General features: G+C 65.4%; 17 protein-coding genes and 1 pseudogene. 5 read left to right on the plus strand and 13 right to left on the minus strand.

Annotation, left to right across the window (positions count from 1 at the left end):
• Positions 1-86: 86 nt before the first annotated feature.
• The 5 genes and pseudogenes from ACQY5A_RS17705 to ACQY5A_RS17725 all read right to left on the minus strand — a co-directional run bounded on the left by ACQY5A_RS17705 (position 87) and on the right by ACQY5A_RS17725 (position 6,036).
• Positions 87-317, minus strand: a complete 231-nt coding sequence (locus tag ACQY5A_RS17705; RefSeq protein ID WP_428341661.1) for a hypothetical protein — start codon at positions 315-317, stop codon at positions 87-89.
• Between the two features lie 584 nt (positions 318-901).
• Positions 902-1,612 (minus strand): HNH endonuclease family protein, encoded by a 711-nt coding sequence (locus ACQY5A_RS17710; RefSeq protein ID WP_428341662.1) that lies wholly within the window; start codon positions 1,610-1,612, stop codon positions 902-904.
• A 94-nt stretch (positions 1,613-1,706) separates the two neighbouring features.
• Positions 1,707-2,153 (minus strand): annotated as a pseudogene (locus tag ACQY5A_RS17715) (hypothetical protein); the annotation flags it as partial.
• Positions 2,150-4,372: an ATP-dependent DNA helicase RecG gene (gene recG / locus ACQY5A_RS17720; protein ID WP_428341663.1), complete on the minus strand. Its 2,223-nt coding sequence runs from the start codon at positions 4,370-4,372 to the stop codon at positions 2,150-2,152. The gene recG and the pseudogene ACQY5A_RS17715, both read right to left, overlap by 4 nt.
• Positions 4,373-4,374: 2 nt before the next feature.
• Positions 4,375-6,036, minus strand: a complete 1,662-nt coding sequence (locus tag ACQY5A_RS17725; RefSeq protein ID WP_428343215.1) for a DAK2 domain-containing protein — start codon at positions 6,034-6,036, stop codon at positions 4,375-4,377.
• Positions 6,037-6,261: 225 nt separating this feature from the next.
• On the opposite strand from ACQY5A_RS17725, the gene rpmB reads away from it, so the two are divergent.
• Positions 6,262-6,456, plus strand: coding sequence for a 50S ribosomal protein L28 (gene rpmB, locus ACQY5A_RS17730; protein WP_428341664.1), 195 nt, complete (start codon positions 6,262-6,264; stop codon positions 6,454-6,456).
• A gap of 13 nt (positions 6,457-6,469) precedes the next feature.
• On the opposite strand, the gene ACQY5A_RS17735 is transcribed toward rpmB, so the two are convergent.
• The 3 genes from ACQY5A_RS17735 to ACQY5A_RS17745 are packed head-to-tail and all read right to left on the minus strand — an operon-like array spanning position 6,470 to position 8,425.
• Positions 6,470-7,153, minus strand: a complete 684-nt coding sequence (locus tag ACQY5A_RS17735; RefSeq protein WP_428341665.1) for a uracil-DNA glycosylase — start codon at positions 7,151-7,153, stop codon at positions 6,470-6,472.
• Positions 7,150-7,440, minus strand: a complete 291-nt coding sequence (locus tag ACQY5A_RS17740) for a DUF1330 domain-containing protein (protein WP_428341666.1) — start codon at positions 7,438-7,440, stop codon at positions 7,150-7,152. Before ACQY5A_RS17740 ends, ACQY5A_RS17735 begins: the two co-directional genes overlap by 4 nt.
• Positions 7,441-7,444: 4 nt before the next feature.
• Complete coding sequence (locus tag ACQY5A_RS17745; protein ID WP_428341667.1) at positions 7,445-8,425, minus strand: thiamine-phosphate kinase; 981 nt, start codon at positions 8,423-8,425, stop codon at positions 7,445-7,447.
• Between the two features lie 74 nt (positions 8,426-8,499).
• Here ACQY5A_RS17745 and ACQY5A_RS17750 point away from each other — a divergent pair, with 74 nt between their 5' ends.
• On the plus strand, positions 8,500-9,036 hold the full coding sequence (locus tag ACQY5A_RS17750; protein ID WP_428341668.1) for a DUF3515 domain-containing protein: 537 nt from the start codon (positions 8,500-8,502) through the stop codon (positions 9,034-9,036).
• Positions 9,037-9,043: 7 nt separating this feature from the next.
• Here the strand turns inward: ACQY5A_RS17750 and ACQY5A_RS17755 are convergent, their stop codons facing one another.
• Together ACQY5A_RS17755 and ACQY5A_RS17760 are read right to left on the minus strand one after the other, a co-directional pair.
• Positions 9,044-10,165, minus strand: a complete 1,122-nt coding sequence (locus tag ACQY5A_RS17755) for a D-alanine--D-alanine ligase family protein (protein ID WP_428343216.1) — start codon at positions 10,163-10,165, stop codon at positions 9,044-9,046.
• A 57-nt stretch (positions 10,166-10,222) separates the two neighbouring features.
• Entirely contained in the window at positions 10,223-11,224 is a 1,002-nt protein-coding gene (locus ACQY5A_RS17760) for an NAD(P)H-dependent glycerol-3-phosphate dehydrogenase (protein WP_428341669.1), read from the minus strand.
• Between the two features lie 175 nt (positions 11,225-11,399).
• Here ACQY5A_RS17760 and cofC point away from each other — a divergent pair, with 175 nt between their 5' ends.
• The 3 genes from cofC (at position 11,400) to ACQY5A_RS17775 (ending at position 15,331) form a co-directional block, all read left to right on the plus strand.
• Positions 11,400-12,065: a 2-phospho-L-lactate guanylyltransferase gene (cofC, locus tag ACQY5A_RS17765; RefSeq protein ID WP_428341670.1), complete on the plus strand. Its 666-nt coding sequence runs from the start codon at positions 11,400-11,402 to the stop codon at positions 12,063-12,065.
• Positions 12,066-12,137: 72 nt separating this feature from the next.
• Positions 12,138-14,330, plus strand: coding sequence for an RNA degradosome polyphosphate kinase (locus ACQY5A_RS17770; RefSeq protein WP_428341671.1), 2,193 nt, complete (start codon positions 12,138-12,140; stop codon positions 14,328-14,330).
• A gap of 68 nt (positions 14,331-14,398) precedes the next feature.
• Positions 14,399-15,331, plus strand: a complete 933-nt coding sequence (locus ACQY5A_RS17775) for an NUDIX hydrolase (protein WP_428341672.1) — start codon at positions 14,399-14,401, stop codon at positions 15,329-15,331.
• A 71-nt stretch (positions 15,332-15,402) separates the two neighbouring features.
• Here the strand turns inward: ACQY5A_RS17775 and ACQY5A_RS17780 are convergent, their stop codons facing one another.
• The 3 genes from ACQY5A_RS17780 to leuC all read right to left on the minus strand — a co-directional run bounded on the left by ACQY5A_RS17780 (position 15,403) and on the right by leuC (position 18,273).
• Complete coding sequence (locus tag ACQY5A_RS17780; protein WP_428341673.1) at positions 15,403-16,029, minus strand: HU family DNA-binding protein; 627 nt, start codon at positions 16,027-16,029, stop codon at positions 15,403-15,405.
• 199 nt (positions 16,030-16,228) lie between these two features.
• Positions 16,229-16,825 (minus strand): 3-isopropylmalate dehydratase small subunit, encoded by a 597-nt coding sequence (gene leuD / locus ACQY5A_RS17785; protein ID WP_428343217.1) that lies wholly within the window; start codon positions 16,823-16,825, stop codon positions 16,229-16,231.
• A 14-nt stretch (positions 16,826-16,839) separates the two neighbouring features.
• Positions 16,840-18,273, minus strand: a complete 1,434-nt coding sequence (gene leuC, locus ACQY5A_RS17790; protein ID WP_428341674.1) for a 3-isopropylmalate dehydratase large subunit — start codon at positions 18,271-18,273, stop codon at positions 16,840-16,842.
• Between the last annotated feature and the right edge of the window lie 28 nt (positions 18,274-18,301).

Consider the following 18,301-nt stretch of genomic DNA (forward strand, 5'->3'; position numbering starts at 1 on the left):
CCGGCGGTAAATACCGCGCTTTCGCTACGGCGTAGGCAATGGGGCTGGCAAGTCAGTACCGGGGTCGTGAGCCCGACGGTGGGGGATCACAGGTGACAGTACCGCCCCAGGCATTTCTTGAGGACCTCCGGCGTGGCCCACGCCACCATTCCCAGGACCTCCGGCGGGGCCCCCGTCACCAGGTCCACCGCCACCGGGTCCACTGCCAGCATGTCCACCGCCCCCAGGTCCACTGCCAGCATGTCCACCGTCGGCATGTCCACCCTCAGCATGTCCACCCTCAGCATGTCCACCCTCAGCATGTCCACCCTCAGCATGTCCACCGCCATGACCCCCGCGGGCAGGAACAGGCATCGGAGCGGCCTGCGCGACTGGCGCTGCACAGACCAGTGCGGAAGCGGACAACACCCCAGCAGCGACTTTCCGGCCTCTCACGGCGGCGATCTTAATTCCGGTATGTGAGTTCATTCGTGGTTTCTCGCTTCCAGCGGGCGTGTTCAACGTTGCGCCCCGAGGGTAGTTTTCTCCAACTGTGAGAGTGTTGAGAACGGAGTGGCTTTTGGTCTCGCACCGTGACCGATGCGCATGTGAGTGACGCGATCGGCCTTGGCAGCGTCGCGGTCTCGGTTCTCTCGGCGTGTTGGGCGGTGATCCGGCCGGACACTGGACGTCCGGCACTTATTCAAGGCGGTCAGGGTCAAATCACACGGCCGATCGCAGTATCCGCCCGAGGTGGCCTCCCTCGACGACACAGTGTCTCGATAACCAGAGTTTTCGGCACGCCGGCGCTGAACAGCATCGCGGGCGTCATTGCGGCTAAATCGTTTTGGACGAACGCTGCGGGGTCGTGTACGTCAAAGCGTCCTTCTGGGGCCGCAAACGAGGGGTGGCTTACCCATGCTCAACCTTTCGGGCAGTTTTCAGCAGCGCCACGCAAGACCGCGGCCGAAGGCGCATCGACAGGCAGCCCGTAACCCCGCAACACTGCGATGAATTGCATCGCGTACTGACAGTGGAACGCAGCGTTCGGCGGCATCCATAACACGGGTTCCTTATCGCCCTTGTCCTGGTTCGCCTGACCCTCTACCGCGAGCAGATTGGCCGGATCATTGGCAAATCGCACGCGCATTTCGTCGGTCCACCCATAAGCCCCCATATCCCATCCGTAAGCCAAGGGCGCGATGTGGTCGATCTGCACCGCCTCACCCACTTTCGCGCCACGATGAAAGTCGATGGTGGCGTTGGTATATGGGTCATGCAGGACTCCGGTGGCGACGGCATCCGGACATCGTTTGGTCGACACGTAGGTCTTGTCGACCAGGTCACGGTTGAGAATGTCATCACGGGTGTCGCAGCCGTTGCGGCCGCCAGGGGCGTCGTTATCGTCGGTCCACGCCTCACCGAATGCTGCACGCCGGTAGTCATAACGGCGGATCCGCAGTGGCACCACCGCAACTCCGGCCAACACGTCGACACCGGGCGCTACCGTCGGGACATCAGCCTGCGCGAGGAATTGCGCATATCGCTCGGTAGACGATTCCACCGTCTGGTAGGCCACCAGGATCGAAAGGATCGCCGCGACCGCCAGCCATGTCAGCTGCCTCTTCGTCATCGGACCACACGCCTCTTCATGATCAATGTCCGAACACTGTGAGCGGCATGTCATCAACGCATTCACCACAGCAAGTGCATCTGCTATGAGTCAGAGCTGCGGATACGATGTAGTCGATCTGGACGGCCTCGCCGACCTTGGCGCCGCGGTGGAAGTTGATGGTGGCGTTGGTATACGGGTCGTGCAGGGTGCCGGTCTCGACGGCGTCGGGACAGTGCTTGGCGAACACGTAGCTCTTGTCGACCAGGTCGCGAGTGAGGATGTCGTCGCGAGTATCGCAGCCGTTGTGACCGCCGGGTGCGTCGTTGTCGTCGGTCCACGCTTCGCCGAACGCGGCGCGGTGATAGTCGTAGTGACGAACTCGCCACGGCACTATGGCGATTCCACCCAGCACGTCGACTCCGGGCTGCACGGTCGGAACGTCGGCACGAGCCGCGAACTCCCGGTCGCGATCCCCCGCCGACGTGACCGCCACCTGATAGGCAACCAGCACAGCGAGAATCGCGATCGCCGCGAGCCACGGCCATCTTCTGCGGGTCACGACTTGTCCAGAAATTCGATGCGCTCGTTGCCGGTGAAGGGTGCACCCAGCAGCGCCAGACCCGGATACGCGTCCGGGTCCTCATAGGCCTGTTCGCAGAAGTCGCGCGCCGCCTCGATGACCTCTCGATGATCGATCAGCGACAACAATCGAAGCGTGATCGCGCGGCCAGACTGGCTGCGGCCCAACACATCTCCCTCACGCCGTTCCTGCAGATCCAAATCGGCGAGCTCGAAACCGTCGAGCGTTCCGGCGACCGCACTCAGTCTCCTGCCCGCACGCGAATCCGGCGTCATCCAACTGACCAGTAAGCAGACGCTGGCGTGCTCCCCGCGCCCGATGCGGCCACGCAGCTGGTGCAACTGGCTGACGCCGAAGCGGTCGGCATCCATCACCAGCATCACGGTCGCGTTGGGCACGTCGACGCCGACTTCGATGACGGTGGTGCACACCAGCACGTCGATCTCGCGGGCGCGAAACGCCGCCATCACGGCATCTTTCTCGTCGCCGCTCAACCGCCCGTGCATGAGGCCGAGCCGAAGATCTGCCAGTTGGCCGCTACCGAGCCGCGCATAGAGCTCTTCGACTGTGGCCGAGGGCCTTTGGTCTCGGTCGCTCTGGCCCCCGCTGTCGGAGTCGTCGATCCGCGGTGCCACGACGTAGGCCTGCCGACCTTGGCCCACCTCTTCGATGATGCGATGCCAGGCCCGGTCCAGCCAGGCAGGTTTGTCCTTGACGAAGATCGCGGTGGTGGTGATCGGCTGACGGCCGCGGGGAAGCTCGCGCAACGTCGACGTCTCGAGGTCGCCGAAGACGGTCAGCGCCACCGTCCTCGGAATAGGTGTCGCGGTCATCACCAGCAGATGCGGCGTGATACCGGCAGGTGCCTTGGCCCGCAGCTGGTCTCGTTGTTCTACACCGAACCGGTGCTGCTCGTCGACGACCACCATGCCGAGCTTGTGGAACTCGACCGCGTCTTGCAGTAACGCGTGGGTACCGACGACGATGCCGACCTCGCCGCCGGCGATAGCGGCGCGAACCTGTTTCTTCTGCGCCTGCGACATCGAGCCCGTCAGCAACGTCAGCCTGGTCGCGTTGTCCTCGGCGCCGAGCTGTCCACCCATCGCCAGCGGCCCGAGCACGTCGCTGATCGACCGGAGATGCTGTGCAGCGAGCACTTCGGTGGGCGCCAGCAAGGCGCATTGATAGCCGGCGTCGACCATCTGCAGCATCGCCAACACCGAGACGATGGTTTTGCCCGAGCCCACTTCGCCTTGCAGCAGCCGGTTCATCGGCCGGGACGTTGCCAACTCGCCGGAGAGCACGTCCAGCACCTCGCGCTGACCGGCAGTCAACTCGAACGGCAAGCGCTGCAACAGTTCCTGTTGGAGACCGGCCGTCGTCGACGGCGCCACCGGCCCGGACTGGGCGAGTTCGCCGTGGCGTCGACTGACCAACGCCCACTGCAGGCCCACCGCCTCGTCGAAGGCCAGCCGTTCGCGGGCTCTCCGCCGATCGGCGCCGTTTTCGGCAAGGTGGATTGCCCGCAGTGCCTCGTCTTCGGAAGCCAGCTGGTGTGTGGCGCAGAGCTTTTCAGGAAGAGGGTCCGGTACCGGATCGAGCACCTCGAGGACCTGCCGAACGCAGTTGAAGATGTCCCAGCTCTGCAACTTCGCGCTGGCCGGATAGATCGGATAGAAGGTGCGCTCGAATGCCTCTTGCAGCACTTCCCCGCTCACTGCCTGCGAGGCGTTGGCGATCATCGTCAGCGACCGGCTGCCGCGGTTGCGTCCGTCGGCCGCGTCCAGCACCAGGAAGTCGGGGTGGGTCAGTTGCATTGCACCTCGGAAGTACCCGACATCGCCGGACAACATGACGCGGGTGCCCTTGGACAGCTGGTCGGTGATCCACTTTTTCGGATGGAAGAACGTCGCGGTGACTTTGCCCCGGCCGGACCCGAGGGTCACCCGAAACAGCTTGTCTTTGGGGCGGCTTTTGATCGAAAGCAGCGCGGTGTCAGTGATCTCGTCGACGAGTGTGATGTGCTCGCCTTCCGGCGGTTGCTCGTCGTCGGCGCCGCGGACGGTGGCGCCTTCGACGTAGCTGCGCGGGTAGTGGCGCAGCAGGTCGTCTACCGTGCGGATGCCGAACACTTCCTCGAGGGGGCCGGCGGCTTTGGCGCCGACGACGTAGTCGAGCCGGTCGCTGAGCGACGCCACCGCTACTCGACTCCGATCAGCAGCGCGTCGCCGCGGTGCCCGGTCTGATAAATCGCTAGCTCACTTCCTGCGTGGTGGTCGTGCACGTGGGCGCGCAGCGCGGATTCGACGGAGTCCGCGTCGATGCCGCCGCCGACCAGCACGGTGACCAGTTCCCCGCCGGCGCCCAGCAGCAGATCGATCAGACCGGTCGCGGCCGAGGCGACATCGGGCGCCACGATCAGGACCTCGTCGCCGGCGATGCCGAGCCCGTTGCCCGGCTCGCAGGTGCCCGCCCACGTCAACGCGGTCTCGGTCGCGACGCGCACCGTGGCGTGCCGTGCGCTGCCCGCCGCGCGAGCCATCGTGTAGCCGTCGTCGACGGCTTGGCGGCCCGGTTCATGTACCGCCAGCGCCGCCAGGCCCTGCACCATCGACCCGGACGGCAGCGGCACCACGTCGATACCCCAGCCGATTGCCGCGGTGCAACCGGCGACCAGCTCCTCGGCCAGCACATAGCCGTTGGGCAGCACCAACACCTGCGCGGCGCCGGTGTCGACGACAGCGCGCAACAGTTGCTGCGCGGTGATCACCGTCGTCGGATTCTCGGCGTGCGGATCGGGCCGCAGCACGCAGGCGCCCTCATCGGCGAACAATTCGGCCGCCCCTTCGCCGTCGACAACGGCGAGCACCGCCCGCTCCCGCGTCCAGCTGCCCGGCGGCAGTCCGCTGGTACCGCTGCTCAGCATCGAGATCTGGATCCGTCGCGGGTCGCCGAACGCCAGGCCCGCTTCGATCGCCGCTCCGGCGTCGTCGGTGTGCACGTGAACCGAGTAGCCGCCGACGACGCCTGACGTCGCAATGGCGACCGATTCACCGAGTTCGTCCAGCCGCTCGCGCAGCTGTTCGGCTTCGTCGTCGTCACAACCGCCCAGCAGGTACATCACTTCGAATTGCGGCGCCGGTAGCCGCACGGCGAGCTCAGGTGACGGCCGGGGCGGTGCCGGCAGATACACCTTGCGGCTGGGGGCCTGGCCGGTGATCGTCGAGCGCAGCGCGTCGAGCAGGACCAACAGACCGCGACCGCCGGCGTCGACCACGCCGGCCTCTCCCAACACGTCCAGCTGCTCAGGCGTTCGCTCCAGCGCGACCACCGCGGCGTCACCGGCGGCGGTAACCGCCTGCGGCAGCCCGTCCCCCGCGGTCGCCGACTCTTCGACGGCCTCACCGGCGGCTTTCAGGACCGAGACGATCGTCCCCTTGACCTCGTGACCACCCATCGAGGCGACCACCAGGTCGACCCCACGGTGCAGCGCGGCGCCGAGCAGCGCAGCGTCGATGTCGTGCAGTCCGCCGCCGGATTCGGCGGAGGCATGCGCGGTGACGTCGGCGATGCCGCGCAGGATCTGCGACAAGATCACCCCGGAGTTGCCGCGCGCGCCATGGAGCGCGCCGGATGACAGGGCCGCCGCCGTTGTGACGACGTCAACGGATTTGGCCTCGGTATTGGCCTCGGCCAGCGCCGAGCGCATGGTGAACAGCATGTTGACGCCGGTGTCGGCGTCGGCGACGGGAAACACATTGAGCCGGTTGATCTCGTCGATATGGGTGATCAGGTCGCCCACGGCGGTGTGCGCCCAGTCACGCAACGCCGACGCGTCCAGCGCGCGACCCGGCCCGGCCAGCAGCCCCGATCCCACGTCACTGAATCCCACCTGGATGGCACCTCCTCACGCCGTCATCAGTGCGCGCCAGCCTATCCACTCGCGATGACACCGCAGGTCTCGTGACACCCGCCGTTTGTTGATCGTTTTGGCAGTTCTGCCCAGCGGCAGCTATTCTTTCCTGGTCGCCGGGCCACCCGTAACGTCGTCCAGGTCGTTGGCCCCAGAGTCTGAGGAGTTTCGAGTATGGCTGCCGTCTGCGATATCTGTGGGAAGGCCCCCGGCTTCGGCAAGTCGGTGTCGCACTCCCATCGCCGGACCAGCCGTCGCTGGGACCCCAACATTCAGCGCGTGCGCGTCGCCAACCGTCCGGGCGGCAACAAGCACCGTGTCAACGTCTGCACCTCGTGCCTCAAGGCCGGCAAGGTCGTGCGCGGCTGACCGTTCGCTTCTTCTACGGCAGCTGCCAGTCGACGGGCTCGGCGCCCAGCTGAGCGAGCAACTCGTTGGCGCGACTGAATGGACGCGACCCGAAGAATCCCCGTGCCGCCGATAGCGGTGAGGGATGCGGTGATTCGATCGACAGGCAGTCCTTGCCGGTCAGCATCGGCCTGAGCGTCGAGGCATCGCGCCCCCACAGAATGGCCACCATCGGCTGGCCGCGATCCACCAGGGCGCGAATCGCGCACTCCGTGACCGGTTCCCAGCCCTTGCCGCGGTGCGATGCCGAGTTACCCGGCTGGACGGTCAGAACTCGGTTGAGCATCAGCACCCCGCGTTGCGCCCACGGGGTGAGGTCGCCGTTTTCCGGCGGAGGAAAGCCGAGGTCGCTGGCATATTCTGTGAAGATGTTCTCCAGGCTTCGCGGGAGTGGTCGCACGTCCGGGGCCACCGAGAAGCTCAGGCCGACAGCATGTCCGGGGGTCGGATAGGGATCCTGGCCGACGATCAGCACTCGCACCTTGTCGAAGGGAAATGTGAAGGCGCGCAGCACGTTCTCTCCGGCGGGCAGGTAGCCACGGCCGGCTGCGATTTCGTCACGAAGGAACTGGCCCATGGTGGCGACCTGTCCCTCGACCGACTGCAAGGCGGTGGCCCACCCGTCGTCGATGAGGTCACGCAGTGGGCGGGCCGTCACGCCAACCCCTTCACCAGCAGCACCACCGAATCAGCCCCCGCCTCGCGGTCCTTCGAAATATTCTGGTATTGCGGCGATTCCGACCAGGAGCGGAATTCCGACTCGTCCGGAAACGACATCAGCACCACCTTGTCCCGATTCCAGCGGCCCTCGACGATCTCTGGTCGCTCGTCGGCGGCCAGCAGTGTGCCGCGGTATTGGCCGAACACCTCCATGAATCGCCTTTGGTACCGGTCGTAGGCGGCCCGGTCGGTGAACCGCAACTGGGCGATCGCGTAGACGGTCACCGCGTCACCCTACTGCCCCATCACCGACCTCAAAGGACTGCCAACCGGCATCACCGGCCCACGGCGCACCATCGACGAACACCGCCGGTGGCCCGCCGACCACCCGTCCGATCACCCGCCACCCCTGGGGAACACGACCGGGGAATGCGGCGACCAGAGCATGATCTTCGCCCCCGCCCAACACCCAGTTCCACGGGTCGACTCCGACGGCCTGTGCCGCGCCCGCCACGGCGTCGCGGTCGGCGCTCAGCGCGTCGGTACGCAGGTCGACGGCGACGCCGGACGCATCCGCAACATGACGCAGATCGCCGATCAGGCCGTCCGAAATGTCGATCATCGCCTGCGCCCCAGCCTCGGCAGCCACCCGGCCCTGCCGGTAGGGCGGCTGCGGCACGAGGTGGCGCTGCCGAAATTCGCCGAACCGATCAATACCTCTGGCCCACAACGCATATCCAGCGGCCGAAGGGCCCAATTGACCGGCGACGGCCAGCTGCGAGCCGGGTCGCGCGCCGGATCGCAGCACCGGCGCCAGGCCGCCCAGGTCGCCGAGCACGGTCACCGACACCACCCACTGCGGGCTGCTGACCAGGTCTCCCCCCACGATCCCGGCGCCGATCTGGCCGGCCTCGAACCACATCCCGTCGGCGAGCGCGTTGACCTGTCCAGCCGGGGTGTCGGCCGGCGCTCCGACGCCGACGACGAATGACGTGACTCGGGCGCCCATCGCTTCGATATCGGCGGCGTTCTGCGCCACGGCTTTACGGCCGATGTCGTGCGGTGTCGACCAGTCCAGCCGGAAATGACGACCTTCCACCAGCATGTCCGTGGACACCACGACGCGGCCGTCACCGGCCGACACCACCGCTCCGTCGTCGCCCGGCCCGACGATGACATCGGCCGATGCGGGCCGGTTCCGGGTCAGCCGGTCGATCACCTCGAATTCACCGACCTCGCCGAGCGTGCGATCCGACTCACCGTTAGCCACGCCGCCTCCTCGCCGATCGCCGTTTGCGCTCAACGGTAGGTTCTAGAACGCCGAGATCGAGCAGAGGGTGAGACATGGGCGATTCCGAGGGGACCGACACCGACGGTCCGCCACGGGCAGCGTTGATCGCCGCGTTGGTAGTGGCAGTCGGCACCATCGCCGTCGTTCTGGCCATCGCGGCCACCCACCACCGAACAACTCCTGCGGTGATCGCCGCTGTGCCTGCGCCGCAGGCGCAAGATTCGGCCTGCGTGAAGCTGACCGACGCCCTGCCCCAGCGACTGGGCGACTACAACCGGGCTCAGGTGGCGGCGCCGGCGCCGGCCGGCGCCGCCGCCTGGCAGCCCGCGGGCGCCGGGGATCCCGTTGTGCTGAGGTGTGGCCTCGAGCGTCCCCCCGATTTCGTGGTCGGATCTCCGATCCAAGTCGTCGACCGGGTGCAGTGGTTCGAAGTCAGCCAAGATCAGCGATCGACCTGGTACACCGTCGACCGAGAGGTCTACGTGGCGCTGACGTTGCCGCAGGGCTCCGGGCCGACGCCGATCCAGCAGCTGTCCGATCTGATCGACCGCGTCATGCCGGCCCGCCCGATCAACCCGTCGAGAGGCTGATGGGCGACTAACCCAGACCCGTCCCGCGAGACAGCGCGGTCTCCACCATGGTCGCCAGCAAGGTCTCATAGTCGACGCCGCTAGCCGCCCACATCCGGGGATACATCGAGATCGTGGTGAATCCGGGCATCGTGTTGACCTCGTTGATCAACGGCCCGTCGTCGGTGAGGAAGAAGTCCACCCGGGCCAGACCCCGGCCGTCGATCGCGTTGAACGCCCGAATTGCCAACTCGCGCACCGCGACGCTGTCGTCATCGTCGATTTTGGCGGGCACGTCGAGCTCGGCGGCGTCATCGAGATATTTGGTCGCGAAGTCGTAGAACGCGTCTTCGCGTCCGCGGACCCCGGCCACCCGGATCTCGCCAACGGTGCTGGCTTGCACTGTGCCGTTTGGAAATTCGAGGACGCCGCATTCCAGTTCGCGACCTACGATCGCGGATTCGATGATCACCTTCGGGTCGTGCTTGCGGGCATAGGCGATCGCATCGGGCAGTTCCTGGCGGCTGGTCACCCGGCTCACCCCGATCGACGAGCCGCCGCGCGCGGGCTTGACGAAAGCCGGAAGGCCAAGCCGGTCAAGCTGTTTGGCGTCCAGCGTTGACTCCGACGGACGCAGCACCGCATAGTCGCCGATCGGCAGCCCCTCGGCCACCAGCAGCTTCTTGGTGAATTCCTTGTCCATCCCGGTCGCGCTGGCCAGCACCCCGGCGCCGACGTACGGCACGCCGGCAAGCTCGAGTAATCCCTGGATGGTGCCGTCTTCGCCGTAGGGCCCGTGCAAGACCGGGAAGACCACGTCGACCGACGCCAGCACCTCGGCCCCGCCGGGCGACAGCGAGACCAGTTGACCGGCGCGGCGCGGGTCGGCCGTCAGCGCGAGCTCCCTGCCCGACTCCGAACTCACGCCCGGCAACTGCCGGCCGGCGATGGCCAGCGCATCGGGGTCCCCGTTGGTGAGGACCCACGAGCCTTCCGGGGTGATGCCGACCGCGACGACCTCGAACCTGTCCGGGTCGAGATTGCGCAGAATGCTGCCCGCTGAGACGCAGGAGATAGCGTGCTCGCTGCTGCGCCCGCCGAAGACGACGGCGACCCGGACACGACCCGAACCGGGCGTGCTGGATGACAGGCGGGCTTCCACAACCTAGAGAGGCTACCGGCTGGCGCCGCGGTGCTGGTTACGAGCTCATTCCGGCTTGGTGCTGCGGCCGAGCAGCAAGGCCACCGCTTGATCGACCGATAACCCCTTGTGACAAACCCGGTGCACGGCGTCAGTGAGGGGCATTTCGACGTCGTAACTCGAAGCCAATGCCAGCACCGACTCGCACGAGGTCACCCCTTCGACGACGTGGCCGTCGCGCGCCTGTAGCGCCGACTCCAGGGTCTGGCCCCTTCCCAGAGACTCGCCGAACGTGCGGTTGCGCGAATGGCTCGACGTGCAGGTAGCGACCAGGTCGCCGACCCCGGCCAGACCGGCCAGCGTGGCGCCTTTGGCACCGACCGCGATGCCGAGCCGCATGATCTCGGCCAGCCCGCGGGTAATGATCGCCGCCGCGGTGTTTTCTCCCAGACCTACGCCGGCCGCCATTCCGCAGGCCAGCGCGATGACGTTCTTGCACGCACCGCCGATCTCGGTGCCGATGACGTCGGCGTTGGTGTAGGGCCGGAAGTACCCGACGTTCAACATGCGCTGCAAGGCGACCGCCCGCCCGGAATCGCTGCAGGCGATGACAGTGGCCGCGGGTTGCCCCGCGGTGATCTCGCTGGCGAGGTTCGGTCCCGATATCACCGCTACTTGCGACGGGTCGACACTCGTCACATCGACGATCACCTGGCTCATTCGCATCAACGTGCCAAGCTCGATGCCCTTGGCCGCACTGACAAGCGTTGCGCCGGGCGTGACCAGGCCCGCCCAGTGCTCGAGGTTCGCCCGCATCGTCTGCGCGGGCACGGCCAGCAATACGGTGGTCACCCCACTGAGCGCTTCGGCTGGATCCGTCGTGGCGGTGATGCCCGGCGGTATCTCCACGCCGGGCAAGTAGTCGGGGTTGTAGCGGGTGTTGTTGATCTGGTCGGCGATATCGGATCGCCGCGCCCACAACGCGACCTTGCCGCCCGCGTCGGCCAGCAGTTTGGCCAGCGCCGTCCCCCACGCACCGGAACCCATTACTGCTGTCGTGGTGGGCATGGTCGACTGATCTCGTCCCGTCAGTGTGCTCTAACTCCCGGCGCTTCACCGTAGCTCAGCGCCCCAGCTCGGCGACGATGCAGATCGCTCCGCGATCTGAGGAGAAGCCGGGCCATCAAACCCAGCTCGGCGACGATGCAGATCGCTCCGCGAACGGCACTGGCAGGATGGTGCGGTGAGTCGCAGCCGAGCCGACGCCGACGGGGACGTCGGCCTGATCGTCGCCGTCAAGCGTCTGGCCGCCGCCAAGACCAGGCTCGCGCCGATGTTCTCTGCACCTGCCCGGGAGAACATCGTGTTGGCAATGCTGTTGGACACACTCAACGCCGCGGCGCGAGTCAGCTCGGTCGGCCGAATCACTGTCGTCACGCCCGACGACGCCGCCGCCGCTGCGGCAATCGAGCTCGGCGCGGACGTACTCGCCGATCCGACGCCAGGCGGTCACCCGAACCCGTTGAACAATGCGATCGCCGCCGCCGAGCGGGTGGTGTCCGAGTCATTCTCGAATATTGTTGTCCTGCAAGGCGATCTGCCGGTATTGCAAACCCGGGAACTCAGTGCGGCGATTGCGGAGGCTCGCCGCCATCACCGAAGCTTTGTCGCCGACCGGCTCGGCACGGGCACCGCAGCGCTCTGCGCGTTCGGCACCGCGCTCGACCCGCAGTTTGGGCTGAATTCATCTACACTGCACCGTAATTCGGGCGCGGCTGAACTCACTGGCGAATGGCCGGGATTGCGCTGCGACATCGACACCCCCGAGGATCTGGCGGTCGCACGCCGGCTGGGGATGGGGCCCGCGACCACGCGAGCGGTCGAAGGTTTGGAACACCAGGCGGGGTAACGACGGGTAAACAGCGCCTCAACGCCGAGTGTTCGATCCTCAGTCGGTGGCAGCACCCCCCACCGATGGGGAATGATCTCAAGGGTGACTGACATCGAAGCCCCGGACAAGAGCGTCGCCGAGTCGGCCGAATGGCCAGCCACCGATTCGGCGCCTGGTGCACCGCCGGCCACCACCGCCGCCGCAGTCGAGAACCCACTCCCCGAAGACCGCTACCTCAACCGCGAACTGAGCTGGCTGGACTTCAACTCGCGCGTCCTCGCGCTCGCCGAAGACACGTCGCTGGCGTTGTTGGAGCGCCTGAAATTCTTGGCGATCTTTGCTTCTAACCTCGACGAGTTCTACATGGTTCGCGTTGCCGGCTTGAAACGGCGCGACGAGATGGGCCTATCGGTGCGCTCCGCGGACGGACTGACCCCACGGGAGCAACTCCGCCGGATCGGCGAGCAGACTCAGCAGATCGCCACCCGGCACGCCGAGGTGTTTCTCAACTCGGTGGAGCCGGGGCTGGACGGCGAAGGCATTCACATCGTCACGTGGGCCGATCTGGATTCGGCCGAACGCGACCGGCTCTCGACCTACTTCACCGAGCAGGTTTTTCCGGTCCTGACCCCGCTGGCGGTGGACCCCGCGCACCCGTTCCCCTTCGTTAGCGGCCTGAGTCTGAACCTCGCGGTCACGGTCAGACAGCCGGATGACGGCGGTCAGCACTTCGCGCGAGTCAAGGTGCCTGACAACGTCGATCGCTTCGTCGAGCTCGACGACCGCGACAGCGCGGACCAGTCAGCGGTCCAGAAAGAAATTCGCTTTCTGCCGATGGAAGAGCTGATCGCAGCCTTCCTGACCGCGCTGTTCCCCGGCATGGAAATCGTTGAGCACCATGCATTCCGCATCACACGCAACGCCGACTTCGAGGTCGACGAAGACCGCGACGAAGACCTGCTGCAGGCGCTGGAACGCGAGCTTGCCCGCCGTCGGTTCGGATCGCCGGTGCGCCTCGAGGTGGCCGACGACATGACCGAACACATGCTGGAGCTGCTGCTGCGCGAACTCGATGTTCATCCCGGTGATGTCATCCAGGTGCCGGGACTACTTGATCTTTCCTCGCTCTGGCAGATCTACGGCGTCGACCGTCCGGCGTTGAAGGATCCCGCGTTCGTTCCGGCGACCAGCCCCGCGTTCGCCGACCGGGAGACGCCGAAAAGCATTTTCGCAACCCTGCGCGAAGGCGATGTGTTGGTGCACCATCCCTACGACTCGTTCTCGACGAGCACGCAGCGATTCATCGAGCTGGCCGCCGCCGACCCGAATGTGCTGGCGATCAAGCAGACGCTTTACCGCACCTCCGGTGATTCGCCGATCGTTCGGGCCCTCATCGAAGCAGCCGCTGCGGGAAAGCAAGTGGTGGCACTGGTGGAAATCAAGGCTCGGTTCGACGAACAAGCCAACATCAAGTGGGCGCGTGCGCTGGAGCAGGCGGGCGTCCACGTCGCCTACGGCCTTGTCGGCCTGAAAACGCACTGCAAAACGTGTCTGGTGGTGCGGCGCGAAGGTTCGACCATCCGTCGTTACTGCCACATCGGGACCGGTAACTACAACAGCAAGACGGCCCGGCTGTACGAGGACATCGGCCTGCTGACCGCCGATCCTGACATCGGCGCGGACCTGACCGATCTGTTCAACACACTGACGGGCTATTCGCGCAAGCTGTCCTATCGCAACCTACTGGTCGCACCGCACGGTATTCGTGTGGGCATCACCGAGCGCGTCAACCGGGAGATCGCCGCGCACAAGACAACCGGTAACGGGCACATCCGGTTGAAGATGAACTCCCTTGTCGACGAGCAGGTCATCGATGCGCTCTACCGCGCGTCGCAAGCCGGTGTGCACGTGGAGGTCGTGGTGCGCGGAATTTGTGCGCTGCGCCCCGGCGTCGAGGGTTTCTCCGAAAACATCACCGTGCGATCGATTCTCGGACAATATCTGGAGCACTCGCGAATCTTCAACTTCGGCGCCATCAACGAATACTGGATCGGCAGCGCCGACATGATGCATCGCAATCTCGATCGCCGGGTGGAAGTGTTGGTCCAGGTCAAGGATTCCCGCCTGACCGCTCAACTCAACGACATCCTCGACTCGGCGCTGGATCCCGCAACGCGCTGCTGGGAATTGCGGCCGGAAGGCGTGTGGAAGGCGTCACCGCAAGAGGGCCACTCGGTGCGCGATCACCAGGTGTCGCTGATGGAGCAGCACCGCAGCCCCTAACCGACAGGAAGACGCAAACTTCTGGCCGCAGGGTCCGAACGGGCCCGAATTGACATGCAGGAGTGCAGGTGTCGACACAATCCTCGTCGGGGCGATCGGCGAGCAAGACCGTTCTCGCCGCCGGCGGCGTGCTGTGGCGACCGGGGCACCGCCAATCCGCCCCCGAGGTTGCGGTGATTCACCGTCCGCGCTACGACGACTGGTCGCTGCCCAAAGGAAAAGTCGACCCCGGCGAAACGGAGCCGGTGACCGCTGTGCGCGAGGTGTTCGAGGAGACCGGGTACCACGTCGAGCTCGGCCGTCGGATCGCGTCAGTGAGCTATCCGATCGAACAACGCACCAAAAAGGTGCAGTACTGGTCGGCCCGCAGTCTCGGCGGCAGCTTCGCCCCCAACAACGAAGTCGACGAGCTCATCTGGCTGTCAGCCGCCGCCGCGATCAAGAAAGTGTCGTATCCGTACGACCGAAAAGTGTTGCGGCGGTGGGCTGAACAACCAGCGGATACCAAATCGGTCCTCATCGTGCGGCACGGCACCGCGGGCAGCAAGTCCCGATTCTCCGGGGACGACAAAATACGGCCACTGGACAAGAAAGGCCGGGCGCAGGCTGAAGCACTCGTCGCCCAGCTAACGACCTTCGGTCCCACCGATGTGTATTCCGCGGATCGCTTGCGTTGCCACCAGACGGTGGAGCCGCTCGCCGAAGAGCTGGGCGTTGCCATCAACAACGAGCCCGCCCTCACCGAAGAGGCGTACGCCGACAACCCGAAGCGCGCTCGACGCCGAGTTCTACAGATCGCGGACTCGTGTCGCACGCCGGTCATTTGCACTCAAGGCAAGGTGATTCCGGACCTGATCGCCTGGTGGTGCGAACGCGATGGGGTGCGCGCGGACAAGTCCCGCAATCGCAAAGGCAGTACGTGGATGCTGTCACTGGCCGACGGCCGGCTGATCGCGGCCGATCACATCGGCAGTGCGCTGGCCGCCAACGTGGAGGCCTGACACGCAAATTCGCCACGGACGGCTCAGGAAAGCCGGTTCCGCGGCGAATCTGCGTGTGGTGCGGCTAGTGCTTAGCGACGACCGCGACGGGCCGTCGTCTTCTTGGCCGGAGACTTCTTGGCCGCAGACTTCTTGGCCGGAGCCCGCTTGGTTGCGGCCTTCTTGACCGGAGCCTTCTTCGCGGCTGTAGTCGTCCGCTTGGTCGCGGCCTTCTTGGCCGGAGCCTTCTTCACTGCAGCCTTCTTGGCCGGAGCAGCCTTCTTGACGACCTTCTTCGCAGCCGTCTTCTTGGCCGGAGCCTTCTTAACGACCTTCTTCGCAGCCGTCTTCTTTGCGGGCGCCTTCCTGGCCACCTTCTTCGCTCCACCGCTTGCGACGACACCACGCTTCACAGCCGGTCCTTCCGATGGGAGTTTCTGTGCGCCAGAGACAACCGCTTTGAATTGTGCGCCGGGCCGGAAAGCCGGCACTGAGGTCGGCTTCACCTTCACCGTCTCACCGGTACGCGGGTTGCGGGCCACACGGGCCGCGCGGCGGCGCTGCTCGAACACACCGAAACCGGTAATTGTGACGCTCTCACCTTTTTGGACCGCGCGAACGACGGTGTCGACAAAATTCTCGACGGCCGCGGTTGCGTGCCGACGGTCCGAGCCCAATTTCTCAGTGAGTGTATCGATGAGCTCTGCCTTGTTGACCATCCATATCCTCCGAAGCTAGTGGCCCTCGTTGGACCGACTAGCAAACACGGTAAACCCTCAAGTGCCTGATTTCCAAGAGCCACGCGCAATTTCAATGGATCTCGGCGAATTTTTTAGCAATCCGCTTGCCGCGCTTGGTAGGTGGCGCAGCTGTTGAATACCGCCGTGTGCCGCCGCGAATTCGGGCTGAATCGAGCCGTTAGGCAACCGGCAAAGTCGTCGGCTTCCAGTCCGGGCGGCTCGCTTCGAAAACTTCTATGTGGGCGCGTTTCCGCAGCGTAAGGGCTATGTCGTCGAGACCTTCAATCAGCCGCCATGCGGTGTAATCGTCAATCGTGAACGGCACCACCACCGTTCCCGCCGACACATTCCGATCTTGAAGATTCACAGTGATTTCCAGCCCAGGGTTGCTCTCGATGAGCTTCCAAAGAAGTTCGACATCATCTTGAGCAACTTCGGCCGCTAACAGACCGGACTTGCCCGCATTGCCCCGGAAAATGTCACCGAAGCGCGACGAGATCACCACTCGGAAGCCGTAGTCCATAAGCGCCCACACGGCGTGCTCGCGGGACGAACCGGTGCCGAAATCCGGTCCGGCGACCAGTACTGAACCTCGGTCGAATGGGCTCAGATTAAGGATGAAGGACGGATCGTTGCGCCATGCCGCGAACAATCCATCGTCGAAACCTGTTCGGGTGACACGTTTCAAATAGACCGCGGGAATGATCTGGTCGGTGTCGACATTGGAGCGCCGCAGCGGCACTCCGATCCCGGTGTGGGTGCGAAAGGCGTCCATAATTTCTCGCTTGGTCAATTCAAGTCGTCCGGCGCGGAGAGTTTTCCGCGCACCGCCGTGGCGGCAGCGACGGCCGGCGAGACCAGATGTGTACGGCTCCCCTTGCCCTGACGGCCTTCGAAGTTGCGGTTCGACGTTGCCGCGCAGCGCTCCTGCGGTGCTAATTGGTCGGGGTTCATGCCCAGACACATCGAACAGCCCGCCTGACGCCACTCGGCGCCCGCAGCGGTGAAGATCTGGCCCAGGCCTTCACTTTCGGCCTCTTCACGGACCCGCATCGACCCTGGCACGACCAGCATCCGAACACCGTCGGCGACTTTTCGGCCGCGTAGGATCTCGGCGACCGCACGAAGATCCTCGATGCGGCCGTTGGTGCACGATCCGACGAACACCGTGTCGACCGCAATCTCCCGCATCGGCGTCCCGGGCCGAAGATCCATGTACGCCAGCGCTTTCTCAGCCGCCTGTCGCTCGTTATCGTCGGTCATCAACTCCGGGTCCGGGACGGCGGACCCCAGCGGCACGCCCTGGCCGGGATTGGTCCCCCACGTCACGAACGGGGTCAACGTTGCGGCGTCCAGATAGACCTCGGTGTCGAATTCGGCGCCGTCGTCGGTGCGTAGTTGGTCCCAATACGCCCGCGCCGCATCCCACTGGGCGCCCGTGGGGGCATGCGGGCGGCCGCGCAGATATTCGTAGGTGGTGGCATCCGGTGCCACCATGCCCGCCCTGGCGCCGGCTTCGATGCTCATGTTGCAGACCGTCATCCGCGCTTCCATCGACAGCGATTCGATGGCGCTGCCGCGGTATTCGATGACGTGGCCCTGGCCGCCACCGGTTCCGATCTTGGCGATCACGGCCAGGATGATGTCCTTGGCGGTCACCCCGGCCGGCAATTCGCCGTCGACGTTGACGGCCATTGTCTTGAACGGTCGCAGCGCGAGTGTCTGGGTGGCCAGCACGTGCTCGACCTCGGAAGTTCCGATGCCCATTGCGATTGCGCCGAATGCGCCGTGCGTGGAGGTGTGGCTGTCACCGCACACGACGGTCATGCCCGGCTGGGTCAGACCCAGTTGCGGCCCGACGACATGGACGATGCCCTGTTCGATATCGCCCATCGGGTAGAGCCGGATCCCGAATTCGTCGCAATTGCGGCGCAGCGTCTCCACTTGTATGCGGGACACCGGGTCGGCGATCGGCTTGTCGATGTCGATCGTCGGCACGTTGTGGTCTTCGGTGGCCAGCGTCAGATCCGGACGGCGCACCGGCCTGCCGGCCAGCCGCAGACCATCGAACGCCTGCGGACTGGTCACTTCGTGAACCAGGTGCAGATCGATGTAGATCAGGTCGGGTTCGGTGCCGTTGCCCGATGCCACCAGGTGGTCGTCCCACACCTTTTCCGCAAGCGTGCGCCGGCGCGCTGCGTCGTGGGCTGAAGTTTTAGTCACGAGCTCATCCCAATTCGTTGATCTCACT

Source organism: Mycobacterium sp., from assembly GCF_965277065.1.
Classification (GTDB): Bacteria; Actinomycetota; Actinomycetes; order Mycobacteriales; family Mycobacteriaceae; genus Mycobacterium.

Coding starts and splice junctions, on each gene's coding strand:
- ACQY5A_RS17770 (WP_428341671.1), top strand. CDS start 12,138: ATGATCTCAAGGGTGACTGACATCGAAGCCCCGGACAAGAGCGTCGCC.
- rpmB (WP_428341664.1), top strand. CDS start 6,262: ATGGCTGCCGTCTGCGATATCTGTGGGAAGGCCCCCGGCTTCGGCAAG.
- ACQY5A_RS17710 (WP_428341662.1), bottom strand. CDS start 1,612: ATGACGAAGAGGCAGCTGACATGGCTGGCGGTCGCGGCGATCCTTTCG.
- leuD (WP_428343217.1), bottom strand. CDS start 16,825: ATGGACGCCTTTCGCACCCACACCGGGATCGGAGTGCCGCTGCGGCGC.
- ACQY5A_RS17760 (WP_428341669.1), bottom strand. CDS start 11,224: ATGCCCACCACGACAGCAGTAATGGGTTCCGGTGCGTGGGGGACGGCG.
- ACQY5A_RS17750 (WP_428341668.1), top strand. CDS start 8,500: ATGGGCGATTCCGAGGGGACCGACACCGACGGTCCGCCACGGGCAGCG.
- ACQY5A_RS17705 (WP_428341661.1), bottom strand. CDS start 317: ATGCTGAGGGTGGACATGCTGAGGGTGGACATGCTGAGGGTGGACATG.
- ACQY5A_RS17780 (WP_428341673.1), bottom strand. CDS start 16,029: ATGGTCAACAAGGCAGAGCTCATCGATACACTCACTGAGAAATTGGGC.